The organism is Terriglobales bacterium (genome assembly GCA_035487355.1).
Classification (GTDB): Bacteria; Acidobacteriota; Terriglobia; order Terriglobales; family Acidobacteriaceae; genus QIAW01.
This window is the reverse complement of sequence record DATHMF010000109.1, coordinates 41,691-60,767: the sequence shown is the minus strand read 5'-3', so window position 1 is coordinate 60,767 and position 19,077 is coordinate 41,691. Positions and strand designations below refer to the sequence as shown.

Sequence of the window (19,077 nt, the reverse complement as noted above, 5' to 3'; positions counted from 1 at the left end):
GATGAATCAATCACTCAATTAATGATCGGCGTGGTCATGGCCGATTTACGCGGCTCGCCGATGGTTTCCAGCGGATCGCGCACGCCGACGCGGGGAGTGATCCAGTTTTTTTCCGCAGCCAGGATGTCGAGCAACAACTTGCGGTCTTTGGGGCCCGGCATGCATTCTTCCGAATGTTCTTGATAGGACTTTTCATCCAACGGTTCACCGGTCCGCGAGTGGAACTTCATGCCGGCGTAGCGCCCGATGTGGCGATTGAATTTGATGTCAGGCGTGTACAACTCAGGCTGTCCGGATTTTTGACCTGCACTGATGCGCGCCAGCAGACCCGCAACCTCATCGTGATACAACCGGCGGCTGTAATCGTTCAGGTCATCGAGTTGCGCGCCTCCCTGGTTCTTGAGTTCATCGTAGCGTCCCTTGAGGCCCCAAACATAAGCCCAGTGGGCGGAAGAAGAATGATCTGTGCCGAAGAGGTCATAGGCGCTGGAAATCCATTTGTTCAGATACTTTTGCATCAGCCAGCCCGGTAGCACACCCGCCTCGGCGATGCGCTGCAAGCCGGTGTTGCCCGTACCCATGTGGAAGGCCTCTTCCCGCAGCATGTACGACATGGAGCGGCCCAGCGGCGCGAAAGCAGAATACTTAAGCATCTGAAGCTGGAATTTGCCGTCACGATCCACAAAATCGGTGTAGCAGAAAAAATCGAGCCAGTTATCTACGTCTTCGTTGAAAGAACCGAGCAGGCGCTTGTTCTCGAAGGCGCGGCGCTCGAGCATTTTTTGTGCCTCGACTTTGCCGGAGTGTCCGAAGTGCTCGATCAGCAGGGCACACATCTGCCAGCCGTGGCGCATCTCTTCGATCATGACGCGGGTGAGAGCGCGACGATCATATTCGCTAGGCGAGGAGTTGAACAAGTAGCGCTGCTGCTCAACGCTGGCAAACTCGGTATCGCCCTGATAGACGATCAGGTTCATCAGCGCATCGCGCATGTTCTGCGTGGGGACCTTGCGCAGGTTCTCCCACTTGCGCTGGCCCTTGTAGTGGCCGAACTGGATCTCCACTGTCTCAATGGCGCCGTAGAGGGTCTCGAATTTGAAATCGGAGACTTCTTTAGGGTTCACGCCGATCTCTCTGCGCCAATCTTCAAACAATCCAACCCAATCGCCGAAGGTGCCGATTTTTAACATGGAAGCCATAGAGAATCTCCGTAATACGGTTAACCACAAAGGGCACGAAGTTAGATTTCACTTGGCCTTGAAGGTTGCTGGGCGCTTCTCTACATAAGCGTTCAGACCTTCTTTGGCGTCTTCACTCTGGAAGAGTAGTTGCTGGTTCTCTCGCTCCACTGCCAGCGCCGATTCCATCGGGATTTCCCAGCCCGTCTGCACCGCGCGCTTGATTCGTCCTACGGCCTTGGACGCTTTATTGGGTGGGCAGAACTGGCGGGCGTAATCCATGATGTTTTCCATGAAGTTCTCGCGCTCAAAGATGTCGTTGAGAATCCCCAACTCTTTGGCTTCTTCGAAGGAAAAGGTATTCCCTATTACCATCAGCTCAATGGCCTTGGATTTGCCTACCATGCGCGAGAGGCGCTGAGTTCCTCCGGTCCCAGGCAGCACGCCCAGGTTGACTTCGGGCAGGCCAATCTTGCCTGCGTCCTTGCGTGCTATGCGGATATCAGCCGCCATGGCGATTTCAAGTCCACCACCCACGCAATGACCGTTGATCGCGGCGATCACCAGTTTGGGCGTGTGCTCCAGACGCAACAGGGTCTCGTTGGCGTGCAGGCAGAAGTAATACTTGAAGGTCGGATCCACGCTGGCCAGCATACGGATGTTCGCGCCAGCGGAGAAAAACTTGTCACCCGCGCCGGTGAGCAGGATGACATGCGCGTTGTTATCCATGCGGGCTTGCAGGATGGCGTCATCGAGCTGCCGGTTCATCTCATAGGTGTAGGTATTGGCCGGCGGGTCGTGCATCTCGATGACGGCTACGCCTTCATCTACTTTGTAATTGATCAGCGGTTTGATCTCGGTCGCTGTTGCCATGGAAGGAACTCCTGTACGGATTAGAGTTTGAGGCCGCGAAAAATCTTACATCCTATTATCGCAGTTTTTGAGAAATTTTCGCCACGGATTGACACGGATCTTTAAAAGCAATTGCAAACTTCCCGTATAAAATAAAAAGGCAGCCTCGTGGGGCTGCCTTTTAATTCTTCAACTGAAGCAGATTACTTACTTATTTATGCGTGTGATGCAACGGCTTGTGAGGCGCAACATGACCCGCCGGCTTAGCCACAGCAAGCTTACCCGTATCCATGTGCATCAGATAGGGGGTCTTGTCATAGGAAGCCGGATTTGCCTGCAGCTTGATCGAAGTTCCGACTTTCGGCATTCGGGCTGCCGGAATGGGTACGGCCATCGTCACTTCCACGTCAGGTTTGCCGGCGTCAATGGCATCCTGAGTCGCTGCCAGCATAAGGCTTTCTGGTTTGACATCGAGCACCTGAGCCTCAAACTGTAGCGGCACGCCTTTGATAGCGTTCCACACACGATCTGTAGTTGCCTGGTCGCCATAGGTAAAAATAAGCTGCCACTCGCCGAAATCCATCTGCTTAGGATCTTTGGATTCCGCGATTTTCTTCACCTGTTCAGCCGGTGTGGGAGCAGGAGTAACAGTGAAGTTAGGCGGAGGGGTGGTCTGGGTAGCGGCCTGGGCCACGACCTGATCCCAGCCATCATAGTCGCCGTGATAGTAGTAATACTTGGCTTTGCCATATTTGGCGATCTCGGCTTGTGCGGCACCCTGGCTCAGAGCGACGGCACGCGCTATATACCACAGACCAACCACATTAATGGGCTTGGGCGTCAGATAAGCAATCGCCAACGGATATACATTCTGCAATTGCCCGGGATCGTTGGGATCCATACGAAGTTCTGTCTCGAGGGCGGCCTGGAAATACTTTTGCGCCGAAGGATAATCCTTATTGTTCAAGGAACCGCGCCCGGCAGTGCCATTGAAAACCTGCAGAGCGATGATTTTGAATTTTTCAAAATCCTCAGGCTTCATGGGATCAGGCTTGGCGTAAGTTTTGAGCGCCTGTAAGCCGGCCTCACCGTACTTTACGGCAAGCGCAGCCGTCTGCGGATTCGGAGGATTTTCTGACTCGGCTCTAATCTTCGTGTTGTAGGCCAGGACCACCAAAGCGCGCACGTTGCAAGGATTCGCCTTCCAAACACGCTCAGCTGCATCCAAAGCTTTGGGATTACCCGCCTGCTGGTAGGCTCCCATAAGCTGCTCGAGAGCATCATCTTTTACAACACTGGTGGGATACTGGGCAATGAACTGCTCGAGCGCGTTCGCACGGGTAGCAGGATCAGTGATGCCCGTGGCATTCACGTATGCATTGTATTCAGCAGGATCTTTAATCTCTTTTTTCTGTGGCTCTCCCGTCGCCGGCTGACAAACTTGGTCACCAGTAGCGGGTGGGGTCGTGGTCGGTGGGGCAGTGGTTGGGGTGGTGGTTTGCGGGGCACTAGTTGGGGTGGTAGTTTGCTGTGCCATGCCCGCGACAACGGCCGCGAGTACCCAAATGGCAAGCAGGTTCAGCTTCTTCATCATAGCTCCTTCAGTTCAGAACAATTTGGGTCACGAGATCTCAGGTAGAACAGTTCTAACTTGGTGCCAGCCCTCGATTTTCCCTGGTTGAAAAGCTGTGGCCTGACGGAATTCCACCCGAAGCTTGGCATTATAGAAATGCAGCCTCGCAATAGCAAGTTTAGATACTCCTTCGGGTTTTCATCTAAGGGTTTCTGCTCTGCAAGCTCCAACGCGGCACAGCCTGGGGAGCGATTGTGCCGCATACGAGCCAAATTTGCTCTGTGTTTTGTAAGATGCAAATTGTATGCTGCTTGGTTGGAAGCTTCACACCAGCGGTGTGAAGAAAAGGAGAAAGGCGAAAGATCATGGAAGGTACGCTCAGCGGGAAGATCGCCGTTGTTACGGGTGGCGGCCGCGGCATAGGCGCCGCGATCGCACAAAGACTCGCCCAGATGGGGGCGAACACCATCCTTTGTGGCCGCACGCCGGCCGCACTGCAAGAGACAGCTCGAACCATTGCGGCACACGGCGGCCAGTGTGAAACCATGGCCTGTGATGTGACCGACCTGCGCGCAGTGGAGGCCCTGGCCGCGCGTGTGGAGAAAACCTTTCAGCGATCAGATATCCTGGTCAACAACGCCGGAGTAGGCGCTTTTGGCACTCCCCTACACCAACTTGCTCCGGAAGAATGGGATAAGGTGTTTAACACCAATTTGCGGGGCGTGTATTACTGTATTCGGGCCTTTGCGCCGATGATGATCCGCGCCCGCAGCGGGGACATTGTGAACATCTCCTCAATTGCCGGGAAAAATGCGCTGGCAAACGGAGCTGCCTATGCCGCATCCAAATGGGGGTTGAACGGATTGACATATTCTGTGGCCGAGGAGCTGCGGGGCCATAACATCCGCGTCTCGGTGGTTTGCCCTGGCTCGGTGGATACCGAGCTTTCGCCGCATACCGGCAGAGACAAGAGCAAGATGTTGCGTCCTGACGACGTTGCTCATGTTGTGGCTATGCTGGTTACCCAGGCGCCGCAATCTTTTGCCAGCGAAATAGTGCTCAGGCCCACGCAGAAGCCGTAGAATGGTTATGAGTAAAGGCAATTGGAGTGCTGAACGTTTGTGTGTTACCATCAGCACCTTTGCTATTTGTTCTGGGAGGACAACATGTCAGATCGCGACGGCAGTAACGCCATCATGTGGTTTTTAGCAGGCTTGGGGCTGGGAGCTCTGGTGGGCGTGCTCTATGCTCCACGTTCGGGGCGGGAAACACGGCAAGCCATTTTGGACGCCGCCGAAGAGGGCCGCGATTATCTGGTCACCAAGGGCTCGGCCGCCCGTGAACAGGTAACCGAATGGGCATCCAAAGGCAAAGACGCCGTGAAGCAGCAGAAAGAACAGTTCAAAGCTGCTTATGAAGCCGGACGCCAGGCATACCGGGACACGGCAACCACAGAGAAATCTTAATACCACTTACTGAACGCTCTGTATCTATGGAAATGTGGCTTCAAATATTTATTGTCATCATAGGATTGGCTGTGTTGCTGCAAATGCTAATCCTGGCTGCGCTGTATTTCCAATTCAAGAAAACCAGCGCGCGCGTGGAAGCGATGACCAGCGAAGTGCACAAGCGCGCTATTCCCGTGCTGGACGCTGCCGGCACCATCCTTACAGACTCGCGCGAGAAACTGCGTACCATCACGGAAAACCTGGCAGTCACCTCCACCTCACTGCGCTCCCAAGTCGAGCGCATGGATACCACGGTCAGCGACATTATTGACCGCACGCGGCTGCAGGTGGTCCGCGCCGATGACATGATCAGCCGCGCCATGGACCGGGTGGAGGAAACCACTGAAATTATTCAGCACTCCGTCATATCGCCGGTGCGCCATATCGCCGGGATTATTAGTGGGCTCACTGTAGGACTTCAGACTCTGCTCCGCCGTAGAGGCCACAACCATCCCCAGGAAGGCCTGCCGCAGGATGAGGAGTTGTTTATCTAGAGTTTTTGTCTAGAGTTCTGCGCATTTTGTGCCGACCCTTAGCCCGCTCCACAAAGCGGCCGAAAGTTTTTTGCATGTTTGCATCCAGAGCGAAGTCGCTGAAAGTCCTTTCCCGCAAAGTGACGTAACGTCTTCCGAATGTCCTCAAAGCAAACCGAAATTCCAAAAGCTGAATTTCAGAGGAGGAACAATGAGAAAACAAATCGAAAAATGTCTGATGCTTTTTGCGTTGGCAGTCGTCATCGCATTGCCTGCCGTCTGGTCGCCCCTGGAAGGGGTTTCTCCTGCAACCATTCCAGTAAGCATGATTGTCTCAGTCGAAGCCAAGCATGGTAAGGAGGTCCCCTCGATTTCCCGCGAGGATGTCGTGGTCTCTCAAGAAGGTAATCGAGCCGAGGTGAAAGACTGGGTTCCATTGCAGGCAGACCCGGCTGGGGTTGAGCTTTTTGTTCTTATTGACGACTCTACCGACACCACACTCGGTTTGCAGCTCGATGACCTTCGCAAATTCATCACCAGCCAGCCGGCCACGACGAAGATCGCTGTCGGATATATACGCAACGGCGACGTGAATATCGTCCAGAATCTGACCAATGACCATGCTCTGGCAGCCAAGGCTTTGCGCCTGCCTCTAGGTTCTGGAGCGGGAGGGGCGAGTCCGTACACGGCCATCACAGATATGATCAAGCACTGGCCCGAAAGCACCGCTAGCCGCGAGGTTCTCCTCATTTCCTCCGGTGTAGATTATCTTCAACCGGGACCGAGCGATACTTATCTTGACCAGACAATTGATCAGGCCCAGCGGGCTGGAGTCCAGATTTATTCCATTTACGCTTCACCGAGCGGACATCCAAGCCATAGTTTCTGGCGGTTGAATTGGGGCCAAAGCAACCTCTCCCGGCTCGCGGACGAAACCGGAGGCGAAGCTTACTTCCAGGGCTTTGAAATGCCCATTGCCTTCGCGCCTTATTTGCAACAATTGACCGACCGGTTCAAACATCAATACAGGCTCACCTTTCTTGCCAGACTTGGGAAGAAGGCCGGATACCAGCGTGTCAAACTTGAGACCGAAGTCCCAAATGCTGAGTTAGTAGCAGCCGGGCGCGTGTACGTCCCAGGTCAGAGGTAGCTCAGAGGTAGCTTTGATTGGATCGAGGGATGCCAGACCCGGGCATCGGGGCATCTCCGATGAACTGCAGCGCGAAGTTTCTCTTTCGGCGTGTTGACTGCGTGTAACCTTGAAAGGGCGTGTCTTTAGCTGAATGCTAAACAATCCATCCCCCGCCCACCACGTTCTCACCGTCATACAGCACAACTGCCTGTCCGGGAGTAATGGCGCGCTGGGGCTGGTCGAAGGTCACAGTGATTTCGTCGTCGCCGGTCTGCTGTACGGTAGCCGAAGCCGGCTCGTGGCGGTGGCGTATCTTGGCTGTAATCCGCATGGGCTGATCGAGGTGAGCAGCCGAAATCAGATTGATGCGCCGCGCACGGAGAGTAGTTGACTGCAACTCGTCGCCCGGGCCAACCACGACCTGCTTCTTGTCGCCACGAATCTCCAGAACGTAGAGCGGTGAGCCGGTAGCTACGCCCAGTCCCTTGCGCTGGCCTACGGTGAAGTGGTGTATGCCCCCGTGCTCTCCTATTGCCTTGCCGGAAGGGGTCACTAACTCTCCGGAGGTATCGGGCAGAGCTTCACCCTGCTCGGCCAGATACGCATCAATGAACTTCTTATAGTCGCCGCCGGGGACAAAGCATATCTCCTGCGAATCGGGCTTCTCGGTTGTCGCTGGCGCCAGTCCCAAAGCGCGCGCCTTTTCCCGCACCTGTGGCTTGATCATGTTGCCCAAGGGAAAGATGGTACGGCAAAGCTGTTCCTGGGTCAGGCCAAAAAGAAAGTAACTTTGATCACGGGAGCGGTCCACTCCGCGGCGCAGGTTCCAGCGCTCGCTGGCTGGATTGAACTCCGCCTGGGCGTAGTGGCCTGTGGCAAGGGTGTCAGCCCCAATCTGTTGTGCTGTAAGGAGTAACTGATCAAACTTCAAGTGATTGTTGCACAAACTGCAGGGGATCGGGGTCCTGCCGGAGAGATACTCTTCGACGAAGGGACGAACCACATCATGCTCAAAGCGCTCTTCGTGGTTGACCACGTAGTAAGGGATGCCAAGCACCTCCGCCACGCGGCGGGCATCGTATACATCTTCAATCGAACAACAGCGCCCCCGGACCTGCTCGGGCATGCCCTCGCGCCCAGCAAGGCGACGCTGGTTCCAGAGCTGCATGGTCAACCCCACGACGTTATGCCCTTCAGCGCGGAGCATGGCCGCGACGGTGGAGGAATCCACACCGCCCGACATGGCTACGGCAATGGTCTTATTTTCGAGCATTCAGCAGTCAGCATTCAGCTAAACCACGTCTACAAGAATATGACGAAAAGCTGAATTACGGGTATTTTTACCCTCACGCTTACTATGTTCTCATAAGATCACGTTCGAAGTTATTGTTTGAATATAGAGATTTTGTATTGGCTGAATGCTGAGTGCTGAATGCTCTTACTTGGCTAAATGCTAAGTGCCCCAGTGCCAGGAATATCATCTCGACAAGCCGGCTATGGCCTCGCATCAAAGCGCCTCCAGACGCCGTCCGTTTAGGTCCATACGCTCTTCTCGTTCGGTTCCGTAAATCTGCTTCCACTCGCGCTTGAGGGACGTGTGGCTGCAGCGTCAACAAAGGCCACAATCCGTAGCCGTACCGGCGCCCTTAGTCGGCGACTTGTTCCGCATGGTCAATAACGAGCAGTTCCATGCTGGCGGTATTGGCCTCCAGTTTCAGGCCGAGCTGCTGCATGGCCGCATGGAAAGAAGAGGATGCCCCCAAATCTACGGGGATATCAAAATCAAAGACTCCTTTGAGTCCGGTGTTGTCTAATACAGGACGATCGAGCGAGGGAGGGTCCGCCTGGCTTAGATAATTCAAAATATTGGCCAGGCATGACGTGGTACCCTTGCCCACGATGTGGGCTTCGCCCCCCGGAGCTTTGATGGTGAAGTCGCATTTGTCCGCAGCCTGGTCCACGGGGCCGAGCTTTGGTCCCTGGGGTCCTACAACCAGCATATAGACAGGCATCTCTTTGGTTGTGATGTGAGATGCAAGTTTGAATTTGGCGCTCAAGAGGGTCCGAAGCATCAGCACAAGCTGGTCGGGTTGCGCAGGACCAGCCGCGTTTGCGTCGATATCATATCTTTGCGAATTCAGCGCATCTGGAATTGAAACCAGGTCGATGCCATAGGCCCTTTGAACGAGAGCCTTTAGATTGGCATTGCGAACCACAAATCTGCCATCCGGATAAGCGTGCGACCACCAGCCCTTTTGCTCAACATCACTTGGCTTGATGGATACGCTCGCGAATGCCGGCCCCGCTACATCCTTGCTCTGTGACTGGAATTCAGATTGTGTTCCTGGCTGGTCGGTGGAGGGTTTTTCAACGCTGTCAATAATCAGGGTTTCAACGGGTGCGGTTTGCGGATTTAGTTCGAACCCGAGCTGCTCCTGTACGGCCGTAATCACAGATTGGCTGTCTCCCGGCGTCCAGTCCAGTTGAAATCGTAAACTCCCTGGATTCCAGTTTTGTCCTGTACTAGGCGCCCAGTCGAACCCGACAGGAAGATTGCCAGTTGCGAGATGCCAATCTGTTTGGCTTCAAAATGGCGATGACCGCCAGTCATAGATATATGGAACATGTGAGGCAATACGTCGCCGGCCACCACCCCGTTGAGCTTGGGCCCGTTTTTTCCTGCAACCAGCTCGTAGACCGGCAGCTCTTGCGTTTCGCGATGGAATTTAAATTTAAACCGGTCCGCCAAAAGATTCTGGATCTTTGGCTTGATCTGGTCAGGGTTAGCGGATTGCTCAACCTGCGCACTGATATCGTATTTTTCGGATGCGAGCCAGTCTGGCCCTCCTGAAATTTCACGATTGATGAGTCCATATGCGGACTGAATGAGCTGCCTTACAGTTACGTTTGTCGCTTTCCACTCCGAGCTTCCGGGTTCTCGAAGCATCAAAGACTTGATTTCTCCTGGCTTATCCGGCGGATGCAGCTTGATGGAAACATTTGTAAATACCGGCGAGGCAGCAGCCTCGGTCTGCGACTGCGCTCGACCTGCTATTGGACTCAGAAAGCCGATGGCGATAGGCACGACCACTGCCGCCACGCTTACGCTGGCAAGCAATAGCTTCTTGGTGAAATCCAGTTTGCTTGCTATGCGATTTGTCATGATGTCCTCGATTCTTTTCTTGAGATTCGATCCCGTAACCCCGGTCACGCAGACCAGCGGCGATTCCAGATAAAATTCGCAGACTTTCAGGATGCCTTCGGCATATGCCTGCGGCTCGCTGCCCAGGCGCAATACCTCTTCGTCGCAGGCGCGCTCGCGCTCGTCTACCAGCCGCGCCCCGATCCACCACACCTGCGGATGAAACCAGAAGAGAGCTTCCACCAGCATATGGATCGCCGCCAGCAGATTGTCGCGGCGGCGAACGTGGCACAATTCGTGCGCGATGATCGCCTCCAATTGCGCGTCTGTCAGCCGGTCTGATATCCCTGCCGGCAGCAGCATGACCGGGCGGAAGACGCCGACAACACCTGGTTCCAAGGCAGATTTAGAGGCAATGATCTTGATCGGCCCCGCTATTCCTCTTGACTCAAGGCGGCGTTGTGCATCGAGTTCGCGTCCAGATTGCAGCGGGAAAGCTCCGCACACTGCGCGGGTCACGCGCCGCCAACGCGACCACCAAAACAGAAGCACGCCCACACAACCGCACAACCACACGACCAACAGGAGCGCAGGGAGCAGAGCCGTCGAGGCCGCCGGCACAGCCGCGTAACGTGGCGTCGCTTGCGCAAAAGGCTGGCCGATCTCTTGCATCACCACGGAGACTCCGGGCTGGAGGACGACAGCGGCCTTCGGCCATCCCAGGTGGCTGCCCATGCCAATCAGCAGCGAGAACGGAATCAGGAATTTCACCGATGCAGCCAGCCAGAGCCAATAACGCACCTGGGCGCGGTTATTTCTTAGCGCAAGCGTCAGTAACCATGCCACTGCGGCAAAGAGGGTTGATTGCCACAGGTGGTTGGCTACCGACGTCCCCAGGATCGTCCATGCCAGAGGTGAAAATGCCGCGATCATATAAATGCTCATTCCGATTTGTCCTTTCTCCCCAGTCTTCGCACAGCCTTCTCCGCTTCCTGCACGTCGTTCAGGGTGAGCTTGCCCGACTCAATCAGGTGCGCCATGACCGGCTGTGTGCGGCCGCCAAACAGACCCAACAGCTCGTCAATCAATCTGCGGTGCGCCGCCTGGCGCGAGATGGTTGCCTCGAAGATATGCGCGTTGCTGATCTTCTTGACGCGGCGCAGCACCTTCTTACGTTCCATGCGATAGACGGTGGTCTGCACGGTTGTATAAGCTGGCCGGTCGCGCTCGGGAAAAGTCTCCTGAATCTCCCGAATCGAGGCAGCACCTCGGCTCCAGAGCGCTTCCATAATCTGCAGTTCCAACTTTGTCAGTTTTGGTAAGGCCATAATGTTTAAGATTTCATATCTACTACAGTTGTTTGCAATCCTACTATATATGTAGTCCATGTCAAGTGTTTTTGTAACAAAAATGCACAGCAGATATCCGCCTTGAGTTGAAGGGTTAGCGCCCCTGAATTGGGGTTGGCAAGAAAGTCTGGATTAGCTGAGTGCTGAATGCTTCTTAAAAATATCCTGGTTCTCAGGCTTTTCGGCATATAATCCGCCAAGTACCCCCTACGAATCTTATCTGCCCTCTGGAGAACGGAATGTCCCTGCCCTATCGTGGATTGCGCTGCCTTCTGTCCGTGACGCTGGCGATTTTTTCAGCCTTTAGCTACGCACAACAAAAGAGCCCTGTACGGTTAATCATTTCGCCTGCCAATCCCCCGCTTTCTGCAGGCAATAACTTATCGTTTACCATCCAGGAAGCATTTTTTGAGGGCGCAGCGCACGGTGCAGCTCAACGTACTGTTACTGCACAATGGAGATCAGACACCCCCTCGGTCGTGAGTATTGATCCTGTCAGCGGGCTGGCGACAGCGCACGCGGCCGGTGTAGCGACGATCACCGCTGCTTCCGGACCGGCACACATTTCCACCATAGTGCACGTACCAGCAGCGGCGTTGACCTCAGTTTCTATTGCGCCCTTGACCCCTTCCGTCCCGAAAGGGTTACCCCAGCAATTTACCGCTACTGCCCACTACGCTGACAGCAGCACTCTGGACGCCACCGGTGTTGCCACTTGGAGTTCTTCTGACCTAACGAAGGCAACGGTTGATGGCAAAGGTCTGGCAAAAACTTTGCAGCAAGGCACGCCAACCATTCAGGCGCAATATGGCGGATTCAATCCTTCCACCGTGCTTACCATCGGCCCGCCCGTCCTGGTTTCCATTGCGGTCACGCCCAACAATCCTGGCGTCGCGTTAGGGTTAAGCCAGCAGTTCACTGCAACCGGAACTTTGACTGACAATTCCACGCAGGACCTCACCAGCACCGCTACCTGGTCATCTACGACGACCTCTGTCGCCACCATCAACACAACCGGGCTGGCGCAGACTGTGGCCCAGGGCAGCACCACCATTAAGGCGGTTTCAAATGCGATAACAGGTTCAACCTTGCTGACCGTGTTGCCGCCGGCGCTGGTCTCCATTACGGTTGGTGGCAACTCTTCAGTCCACCTGCCCCATCCGAGCGGGTTCGGTGCTATAGGAAATTACACGGACGGAAGCGTTCAGGATCTGACCTCCACAGCTACGTGGTCATCTTCCGCTTCAGGTGTGGCAACGATCAACAGCGTCGGGATTGCCAGCACCATCTCGACCGGGCCGACCACCATCACAGCCACCGGCCCCGGGAACATTCAAGGAACACTTGGTCTCACGGTGTTGCAGGCTCTGCTGCCGCGTTTTGCCTACGTGACGGCGCCCGATGCGCATTCACTCAGCTACTTCGTGGTAGATGCGGCCACCGGGCAGCTCCGCAACCGCGGATATTTTTCTATCGGGGGAAGTTACTTTGGTTTAGTTGCAGATCCCCTGGGACGCTTTCTCTATGTCACCAGCTCCAGCACCATTCTGGAATACGTCATCAATTCCGACGGCAGCCTGACATCGGCAGGTTCGCTTGCTGTTTCCCTCGGCGGAGCCGGTTATCAACAGCCGGTCATTGACCCTGCGGGTAAATTCCTTTATGCGGCCGCGAGCAATGCCGTTGCTGCATTCGCAATCAATCCAGTCACTGGTGTGCTTACTGCGGTCCTAGGCTCTCCCTTTCCTGCCGGGACGCTTACCGCGTCCATCGTCATAGACCCAACTAGTAAGTTCCTCTACGCTGCGAATTGGACTTCGAACAACATCAGTGCTTATAGCATTAATCCTTCTACCGGCGCCCTCACGTCTTTGGGTCTACCGCGGGCGACCGTGGTCCAGCCAAACATCACGATGGATCCATTGGGACGCCGCCTGTATTTGCAGGGATTCAGTTGTTCCTGCATCGATGCCTTCAGCGTTGATCCCGCAACCGGCGCACTGACAAGACTGGCTGGCGCACCTTTCACTTCGATCAACAACAACCGTGGCGCGCCTTTCCTCATCGATTCGGCAGAGAAATTTGCCTACATCTACACCAACTCAGGTCTGGCCATTTTCTCTATTGATTTGACCTCCGGCGCCCTCACGCAGCTCAATGGCTCGCCATTTGGCAGCGCGCCCGAAGTTGACTTCATCAGCTCCTCGGGAAAATTTGCCTATAGCGTTCCAGTCGCCGGAGGGCCGCTGGCCGTCTCGAATTTTCCTTCGACCAATGGTATTCCCAGCCAGACCAGTCAGATGCTGGGACAAAGCTCCTTCAATCACTTGTTTGCACTGGTGGAAGGCGCACAAGGCGTCAGCGTCACGCCACAGTATGTTTACGCCACAAACATGTCTGACAATACTGTCTCTGCCTTCAGCATGAACCCCGCGACGGGTGCGCTTACTGCGGGAATTGCCGGTTCACCCTTTGCGACCGGCACGGCGCCCGCTTCTATCTCCGTTGATCCGAGCGGCAGCTTTGCTTTTGTTGCCGACAGCGGATCGAACAAGGTTTCCGCTTACACAATCTCCAACACGGGTACACTCGCCGCTGTCACGGGATCGCCATTTGCTTCCGGCACCAATCCCACGAGCCTATTCGCCGACATCAGCGGCCGCTTGCTCTACGTAGCCAATACCGGCGATGACACGGTTTCCGGTTATCTCATCAACCGCTCCACCGGAGCTCTGTCACAACTTTCCAATTCGCCCTACACCGCTCTTCTAGCACCCTCCGCCATTGTCACCGACCCCGTCGGCCAGAATGCGTTCGTCTCTTCTGCTACGCCTTCCCCGTCGAATCAGCTCTTGAACTACAACATCGACATTCTCGGTAGCCCTGGCCCCTACGGAGAGCTGCAAAACAACAGCAGCGGACAGGCGCCGGCAGGCACAAATCCGCAAGGCATCGCGACGCTGCCATCGGGAGCGGCGGTGTATGTCGCAAGCAAAGGCTCGAACAGCATATTCGCCTTCGGGATCTCCGGATGCGTCGCATGTATCACCCAGCCCCAGCCCCTGGGGAGTTTCCCGGCGCACACGCAGCCGGTGGCCGTCGCGGTTGATCCCAAGGGACGCTTCCTCTACGCGGCGAACCTCGGTTCGAATGATATTTCGATCTATGCCATCAATCCCAACGGCACTCTGGTTCCGTTCCCTGGCGGGCCAAAGAGCACCGGCAATGCACCCCAGTCCCTGGCGGTGGATCCATCGGGGAACTTCCTGGTGGTCGCTGATTCCGGAACGAATGATATTTCGGTATTTTCAATTGACCAGGCAAGTGGCGCCTTAACTTCGGTAGCTGGTTCGCCCTTTGCGGCAGGCACTAAGCCGGTATCGGTTGTGGTTACAGGCGTGGTGCAATAAATGTGTCTTACTTGGCTGAGTGCTGACTGCTGACTGCTGAGTGCTTCTTATAAACCGGCGAGAGCTCCCGCAATCGGGCGACTGTGGGCGGAATAAGGGAGAGCGCGAAATCCACGTCTTTCGCGCTGTTGAGCTTGCCCAGGCTGAAGCGCACGCTGGCGCGGGCGCGCTCGGGGGCCAATCCCATGGCAATCAGAACATGGGAGGGTTCAAGGGCGCCAGAAGAGCAGGCAGCACCGGTTGAAACCGCCAGTCCCTTAAGGTCGAGCGCGATAATCAGCGCTTCGCCTTCAATGTGGTCAAAATGAATATTTGTGGTGGTTGGAACCCGAGGTGCGCCTTCACCGTTCACGCCGGTTTCATCCACTGCCTCTAGGATTCCCTGCTGCAGCCGGTTGCGCAAGGCTTCCAAGCGCGCGACTTCGCCGTTCTGGAAAGCTGCGATGGCGATCTCCGCTGCTTTACCCAAGGCGACGATTCCCGGCACATTCTCTGTTCCTGCACGGCGCTGGCGCTCATGGTTGCCGCCGTAAAACAGGGGCTCAATCAGGGTTCCCTTGCGGATGTACAGGGCGCCCGTGCCCTGGGGTGCGTGCATCTTGTGTCCGGAGAGAGAAAGCAGATCGCAGCCGATCTTCTGCACGTCAATGACGCACTTTCCTGCTGCCTGCACGGCATCGGTGTGAAAGTAAATGTCGGCCTCAGCGGCAATGCGGCCGATGGCTTCGACGGGCTGCAGCACTCCGGTTTCGTTGTTGGCCATCATGATGGAGATCAACCGGGTATTAGGCCGCAGGGCACGCCTGACGTCCTCAGGATCAACCAGGCCACGGCCATCCACGGGAACGTAGGTGACACTCGATCCCATCTTCTCCAGACGAAGGCAGGAGTTGAGCACAGCATGATGCTCAATGGCAGAGGTCACTACATGATCTCCGGCGCGCACCATACCAAAAATTCCGAGGTTATCGGCTTCGGTTCCGCCGCTGGTAAATACAATTTCAGCCGCACGGCAATTCACCAACCGGGCGATACTCTCACGCGCGTGCTCTACCGCTGCGCGGGTCTGCTGTCCATGGTGATGGACAGACGAAGCATTTCCGAAGCGCTCGCCCAGATAGGGACGCATGGCCTCCAGTACCTCAGGTAACGGAGGCGAGGTGGCATTGTTATCCATGTACACGCGCTGCATACTTCTATTGTATCTACGTTGCTATCGGGCAGGGTTAAAGAATTACATCTCTCACGCCGATCTTTCTCTTGTCCGTGAGATCGTGGCGCCTCTGTAAAATCAAGTCATGCCCCAGCACATCGGTATTGTCGCCTGCTCCGCCGAAGGCGCGGCTCTTTGTTATCGGACCATCTGCGTGGAAGGCGCGCAGCTTCTCGGCGCGCACGCTCATCCCGAGGTTTCGATGCACACGCACTCGCTCGCCGAGTACATGAAATGCATCTACCGCGACGACTGGCAGGGCGTAGGCGAACTGATGCTCTCCTCCGCAAATAAGCTCGCGAAAATCGGCGCCGATTTTCTGATCTGCCCCGATAGCACCATCCACCGGGCGCTCGCTTATGTTGAACCGCGGTCGCCGCTTCCCTGGCTGCACATCGCCGAGGTCGTCGCCGCCGAGGCCGTCGAACGCGGGTTCAGACGCCTCGGCCTGACCGGAACTCGCTGGCTCGTCGAAAGCGAGGTCTATCCAGAGAAGCTCACAGCCCGCGGCGTGAAGTATGTGCGCCCGAATACCACAGAACGCGAAGAAATCAATCGCATCATCATGGATGAGTTGGTTTACGGCGTCTTCAAGCCCGAGGCAGTCGCTTATTTTCAGCAGGTCATCGAACGGATGAAAACCGGACAGATGCCAGACGGACAGAAAAAAGACGAGGGCTGCGACGCCGTCGTGCTGGGCTGCACCGAGATCCCGTTGATCATGAATGACTCGAATTCTCCGCTACCGACGCTAGATTCCACACGCTTGCTTGCACGGGCGGCGCTGCGCCGGGCGGTGCAGTAGAAAAGTGGTATCAAAACCTTGGTTTTTGAGGAATCTTAGCCCATCATTGTCTTGTGGTGTGTTTTTCTTAACCGCATTCCAGAATGCGGGGGGGTATTGCCCCTTGTGGTCTTTGAAAATTTGTTGTCTGAGTACCGAGTACTGCGTACTATCTCTGAGATACTGATACCTGCCCCACCTGCTCAGCTAGTACCCCACCCCGAATTGATTTTCGCCAGTAATGACGCGGGTCAGACGCGATTTGGGGCACTCCAGACACAAGCTAGCAAGTGGGGGGCCGCACAAATCTTCCGGAAAATCAGCGTTGATCCGCGTTCATCCGCGGCGAAAAGCCTTTGCGGTTGCTTTTGCTGAGGACTGAGGACTGACGACTGGGTTTAGAGCAGCAAGTGTTCCACCCACATCAACTTTCGCCGCTAGATATGCGGTGATCAGCGTTATTTTTGGGGCTCACTTACCACCTAGCAAGTACCCACTCCTCACCACCTGAACAGAGTAAAAAACGAGGCTATGTTGTGGAAAGGAGAGCAGGCGATTCTAGCTCCAATAATTTTGCGGCGCTTGGGCTGCTAAAATCGTCTATACAGAGATGTTCAAGAACCTAGGCGCCTTGAAGCCATATTTATGGAGATACCGCTGGGGCTTTTTCCTCGGTGCGATCTCGGTGTTGTTGACCAACGGCATCTGGGTCTACTTTCCCCAAATCATCAAACATGCCGTGGACGATCTTAACGGCGGCGTTACCAGCCACAAGTTGGTGTATTACTCCCTCGTGCTGGTTGCGATTGCCTTCTCCAAGGGGATTTTTCAATTCTTGACCCGCTGGAAGCTGATTGGTATCTCGCGCGAGATCGAGTTCGATTTGCGCAACGACCTGTTCCGCCACTTGGAAGGACTTTCCTATTCCTACTACCAGCGCACGCGCACCGGCGACATTATGGCGCGCGCGACCAATGATCTGAATGCGGTCCGCATGCTGCTGGGGCCGGCCATTATGTATTCGGCCAATACCATTGTCTTCACCGCTGCTGCCCTGGTTTTCATGTGGCACATCAGCCCAAGATTGACCACCTGGGCCTTCTTGCCGCTTCCCCTGGTCAGCGTGATTGTGCAGTACTTTGGCCGGCGGATCCATGAACGTTTTGAACGCATCCAGGCGATGTTTTCTGACATCTCGGCGCGCGCTCAGGAGAATTTTTCAGGCGCCCGCGTGCTGCGCGCCTATGTGCAGGAAAGGGCCGAGATCAAGGCCTTCGAGGCTGCGAATCAGGAATATATCCGGCGAAGCCTGCTGCTGGTCCGCCTGATGGGAATGCTTTGGCCGACGCTCGAGCTGTTGCTGGGACTGGCCGTCGTCCTGGTCTTATGGCTTGGCGGACGCGAGGTACTCCTGGGTCGCATGACCGTGGGTGATTTCGTGGCCTTCAATACTTACATGGTGCAGCTCACCTGGCCGATTATCGCCCTGGGCTGGGTCTTGAACATTTTTCAGCGCGGCACCGCATCTATGGGACGAATCAATGAAATCTTTGCGGAAAAGGCCGAGATCACCGATGACCTTGTGCCGCAGACCACCGGCGCTGGGCCGATTCGCGGTGAAATTGAGTTTCGCAACCTGGACTTCAGCTACAACGGAGTGCCCGTTCTCAAAAACGTCAACCTGCAGATCCCCGCTGGAACCAGCCTGGCTGTAGTCGGTCCTACCGGTTCGGGAAAATCTACGCTGGTGAATTTGATTCCGCGCATCTACGATGCTGCCCCGGGCGCGGTGCTGCTCGACGGACGTCCTATTCGAGAGTTCTCCCTGAGTAAACTGCGTAGCAGCATCGGGTTCGTACCTCAGGAAACTTTTCTGTTCAGCGACACACTCCGCGAAAACGTTGCCCTGGGTACGGAGAACGCAAGCGATGACCAGATTCGCCAGGCAGCCGAGGCCGCCAATATTGCCGGGGACATTGAAGAATTCCCGGAAAAATATTCCACCATGGTGGGCGAGCGTGGCATTACGCTTTCCGGCGGGCAAAAGCAGCGCACTGCGATTGCGCGCGCCATTCTGCGCGACCCGCGGATTTTGATTCTGGATGACGCTCTCTCCAGCGTTGATACCCACACGGAAGAAAAAATTCTGACTCATCTGCGCGAGGTCATGCGCGAACGGACAACCATATTCATTTCGCATCGCGTCTCCACCGTGCGCAATGCCGACCGGATTGCCGTCTTGCACGAAGGCAGTATCGTCGAACTAGGGACACACGAAGAATTGATTGCACGCAACGGCTATTACACCGATCTGTATAACAAGCAGTTACTGGAAGAAGAGTTGGCCGAGGTTTGAAGAATTGAGTAATTGTGTAATTTGGTAATTGTGGAATTGAGCCGTTGCGCAAATCACAAGCAGTAGGTCAAATTAGACAGTTACCCGATTATCCAATTACTCAATTC

General features: G+C 55.4%; 15 protein-coding genes. 7 read left to right on the top strand and 8 right to left on the bottom strand.

What is annotated here, in order from left to right:
• Window positions 1-14: 14 nt before the first annotated feature.
• From VK738_20455 to VK738_20445, 3 genes are all read right to left on the bottom strand, one after another.
• Window positions 15-1,199: a Phenylacetic acid catabolic protein gene (locus VK738_20455; protein ID HTD25034.1), complete on the bottom strand. Its 1,185-nt coding sequence runs from the start codon at window positions 1,197-1,199 to the stop codon at window positions 15-17.
• 48 nt (window positions 1,200-1,247) lie between these two features.
• Entirely contained in the window at window positions 1,248-2,051 is an 804-nt protein-coding gene (locus tag VK738_20450) for an enoyl-CoA hydratase/isomerase family protein (GenBank protein ID HTD25033.1), read from the bottom strand.
• 190 nt (window positions 2,052-2,241) lie between these two features.
• Window positions 2,242-3,624, bottom strand: coding sequence for a hypothetical protein (locus tag VK738_20445; GenBank protein ID HTD25032.1), 1,383 nt, complete (start codon window positions 3,622-3,624; stop codon window positions 2,242-2,244).
• A gap of 344 nt (window positions 3,625-3,968) precedes the next feature.
• On the opposite strand from VK738_20445, the gene VK738_20440 reads away from it, so the two are divergent.
• The 4 genes from VK738_20440 (at window position 3,969) to VK738_20425 (ending at window position 6,734) form a co-directional block, all read left to right on the top strand.
• The gene (locus VK738_20440; GenBank protein ID HTD25031.1) at window positions 3,969-4,685 is read left to right on the top strand and encodes an SDR family oxidoreductase; all 717 of its coding nucleotides are present in this window, start codon (window positions 3,969-3,971) and stop codon (window positions 4,683-4,685) included.
• Between the two features lie 84 nt (window positions 4,686-4,769).
• Window positions 4,770-5,069 carry a YtxH domain-containing protein gene (locus tag VK738_20435; protein HTD25030.1) on the top strand — a complete coding sequence of 100 codons (300 nt, stop codon included), beginning with the start codon at window positions 4,770-4,772 and terminating at the stop codon, window positions 5,067-5,069.
• Window positions 5,070-5,101: 32 nt separating this feature from the next.
• Complete coding sequence (locus VK738_20430) at window positions 5,102-5,605, top strand: hypothetical protein (protein ID HTD25029.1); 504 nt, start codon at window positions 5,102-5,104, stop codon at window positions 5,603-5,605.
• A 190-nt stretch (window positions 5,606-5,795) separates the two neighbouring features.
• On the top strand, window positions 5,796-6,734 hold the full coding sequence (locus tag VK738_20425; GenBank protein HTD25028.1) for a hypothetical protein: 939 nt from the start codon (window positions 5,796-5,798) through the stop codon (window positions 6,732-6,734).
• Window positions 6,735-6,870: 136 nt separating this feature from the next.
• On the opposite strand, the gene mnmA is transcribed toward VK738_20425, so the two are convergent.
• The 4 genes from mnmA to VK738_20405 form a co-directional block, all read right to left on the bottom strand.
• A complete protein-coding gene (mnmA, locus tag VK738_20420) occupies window positions 6,871-7,989 on the bottom strand; it encodes a tRNA 2-thiouridine(34) synthase MnmA (GenBank protein HTD25027.1) in 1,119 nt (372 codons plus the stop codon).
• A 373-nt stretch (window positions 7,990-8,362) separates the two neighbouring features.
• Window positions 8,363-9,169, bottom strand: coding sequence for a TIGR03435 family protein (locus VK738_20415; GenBank protein ID HTD25026.1), 807 nt, complete (start codon window positions 9,167-9,169; stop codon window positions 8,363-8,365).
• On the bottom strand, window positions 9,166-10,803 hold the full coding sequence (locus tag VK738_20410) for a M56 family metallopeptidase (protein HTD25025.1): 1,638 nt from the start codon (window positions 10,801-10,803) through the stop codon (window positions 9,166-9,168). The genes VK738_20415 and VK738_20410 overlap by 4 nt, the downstream gene beginning before the upstream one ends.
• Window positions 10,800-11,186: a BlaI/MecI/CopY family transcriptional regulator gene (locus VK738_20405; GenBank protein ID HTD25024.1), complete on the bottom strand. Its 387-nt coding sequence runs from the start codon at window positions 11,184-11,186 to the stop codon at window positions 10,800-10,802. Before VK738_20405 ends, VK738_20410 begins: the two co-directional genes overlap by 4 nt.
• A 260-nt stretch (window positions 11,187-11,446) precedes the next feature.
• Here VK738_20405 and VK738_20400 point away from each other — a divergent pair, with 260 nt between their 5' ends.
• Window positions 11,447-14,617, top strand: a complete 3,171-nt coding sequence (locus tag VK738_20400) for a beta-propeller fold lactonase family protein (GenBank protein HTD25023.1) — start codon at window positions 11,447-11,449, stop codon at window positions 14,615-14,617.
• 7 nt (window positions 14,618-14,624) lie between these two features.
• Here VK738_20400 and VK738_20395 read toward each other — a convergent pair whose 3' ends face one another.
• Complete coding sequence (locus VK738_20395) at window positions 14,625-15,809, bottom strand: cysteine desulfurase family protein (GenBank protein HTD25022.1); 1,185 nt, start codon at window positions 15,807-15,809, stop codon at window positions 14,625-14,627.
• 106 nt (window positions 15,810-15,915) lie between these two features.
• Here VK738_20395 and VK738_20390 point away from each other — a divergent pair, with 106 nt between their 5' ends.
• On the top strand, window positions 15,916-16,635 hold the full coding sequence (locus VK738_20390) for an amino acid racemase (protein HTD25021.1): 720 nt from the start codon (window positions 15,916-15,918) through the stop codon (window positions 16,633-16,635).
• A 610-nt stretch (window positions 16,636-17,245) separates the two neighbouring features.
• Window positions 17,246-18,970 carry an ABC transporter ATP-binding protein gene (locus tag VK738_20385; GenBank protein ID HTD25020.1) on the top strand — a complete coding sequence of 575 codons (1,725 nt, stop codon included), beginning with the start codon at window positions 17,246-17,248 and terminating at the stop codon, window positions 18,968-18,970.
• The last annotated feature ends 107 nt before the right edge of the window (window positions 18,971-19,077 follow it).

Excerpts from the sequence above, each read along its gene's own strand:
- VK738_20455 (HTD25034.1), bottom strand. The coding sequence starts at position 1,199 with ATGGCTTCCATGTTAAAAATCGGCACCTTCGGCGATTGGGTTGGATTG.
- VK738_20450 (HTD25033.1), bottom strand. The coding sequence starts at position 2,051 with ATGGCAACAGCGACCGAGATCAAACCGCTGATCAATTACAAAGTAGAT.
- VK738_20445 (HTD25032.1), bottom strand. The coding sequence starts at position 3,624 with ATGATGAAGAAGCTGAACCTGCTTGCCATTTGGGTACTCGCGGCCGTT.
- VK738_20440 (HTD25031.1), top strand. The coding sequence starts at position 3,969 with ATGGAAGGTACGCTCAGCGGGAAGATCGCCGTTGTTACGGGTGGCGGC.
- VK738_20435 (HTD25030.1), top strand. The coding sequence starts at position 4,770 with ATGTCAGATCGCGACGGCAGTAACGCCATCATGTGGTTTTTAGCAGGC.
- VK738_20430 (HTD25029.1), top strand. The coding sequence starts at position 5,102 with ATGTGGCTTCAAATATTTATTGTCATCATAGGATTGGCTGTGTTGCTG.
- VK738_20425 (HTD25028.1), top strand. The coding sequence starts at position 5,796 with ATGAGAAAACAAATCGAAAAATGTCTGATGCTTTTTGCGTTGGCAGTC.
- mnmA (HTD25027.1), bottom strand. The coding sequence starts at position 7,989 with ATGCTCGAAAATAAGACCATTGCCGTAGCCATGTCGGGCGGTGTGGAT.
- VK738_20410 (HTD25025.1), bottom strand. The coding sequence starts at position 10,803 with ATGAGCATTTATATGATCGCGGCATTTTCACCTCTGGCATGGACGATC.
- VK738_20405 (HTD25024.1), bottom strand. The coding sequence starts at position 11,186 with ATGGCCTTACCAAAACTGACAAAGTTGGAACTGCAGATTATGGAAGCG.
- VK738_20400 (HTD25023.1), top strand. The coding sequence starts at position 11,447 with ATGTCCCTGCCCTATCGTGGATTGCGCTGCCTTCTGTCCGTGACGCTG.
- VK738_20395 (HTD25022.1), bottom strand. The coding sequence starts at position 15,809 with ATGCAGCGCGTGTACATGGATAACAATGCCACCTCGCCTCCGTTACCT.
- VK738_20390 (HTD25021.1), top strand. The coding sequence starts at position 15,916 with ATGCCCCAGCACATCGGTATTGTCGCCTGCTCCGCCGAAGGCGCGGCT.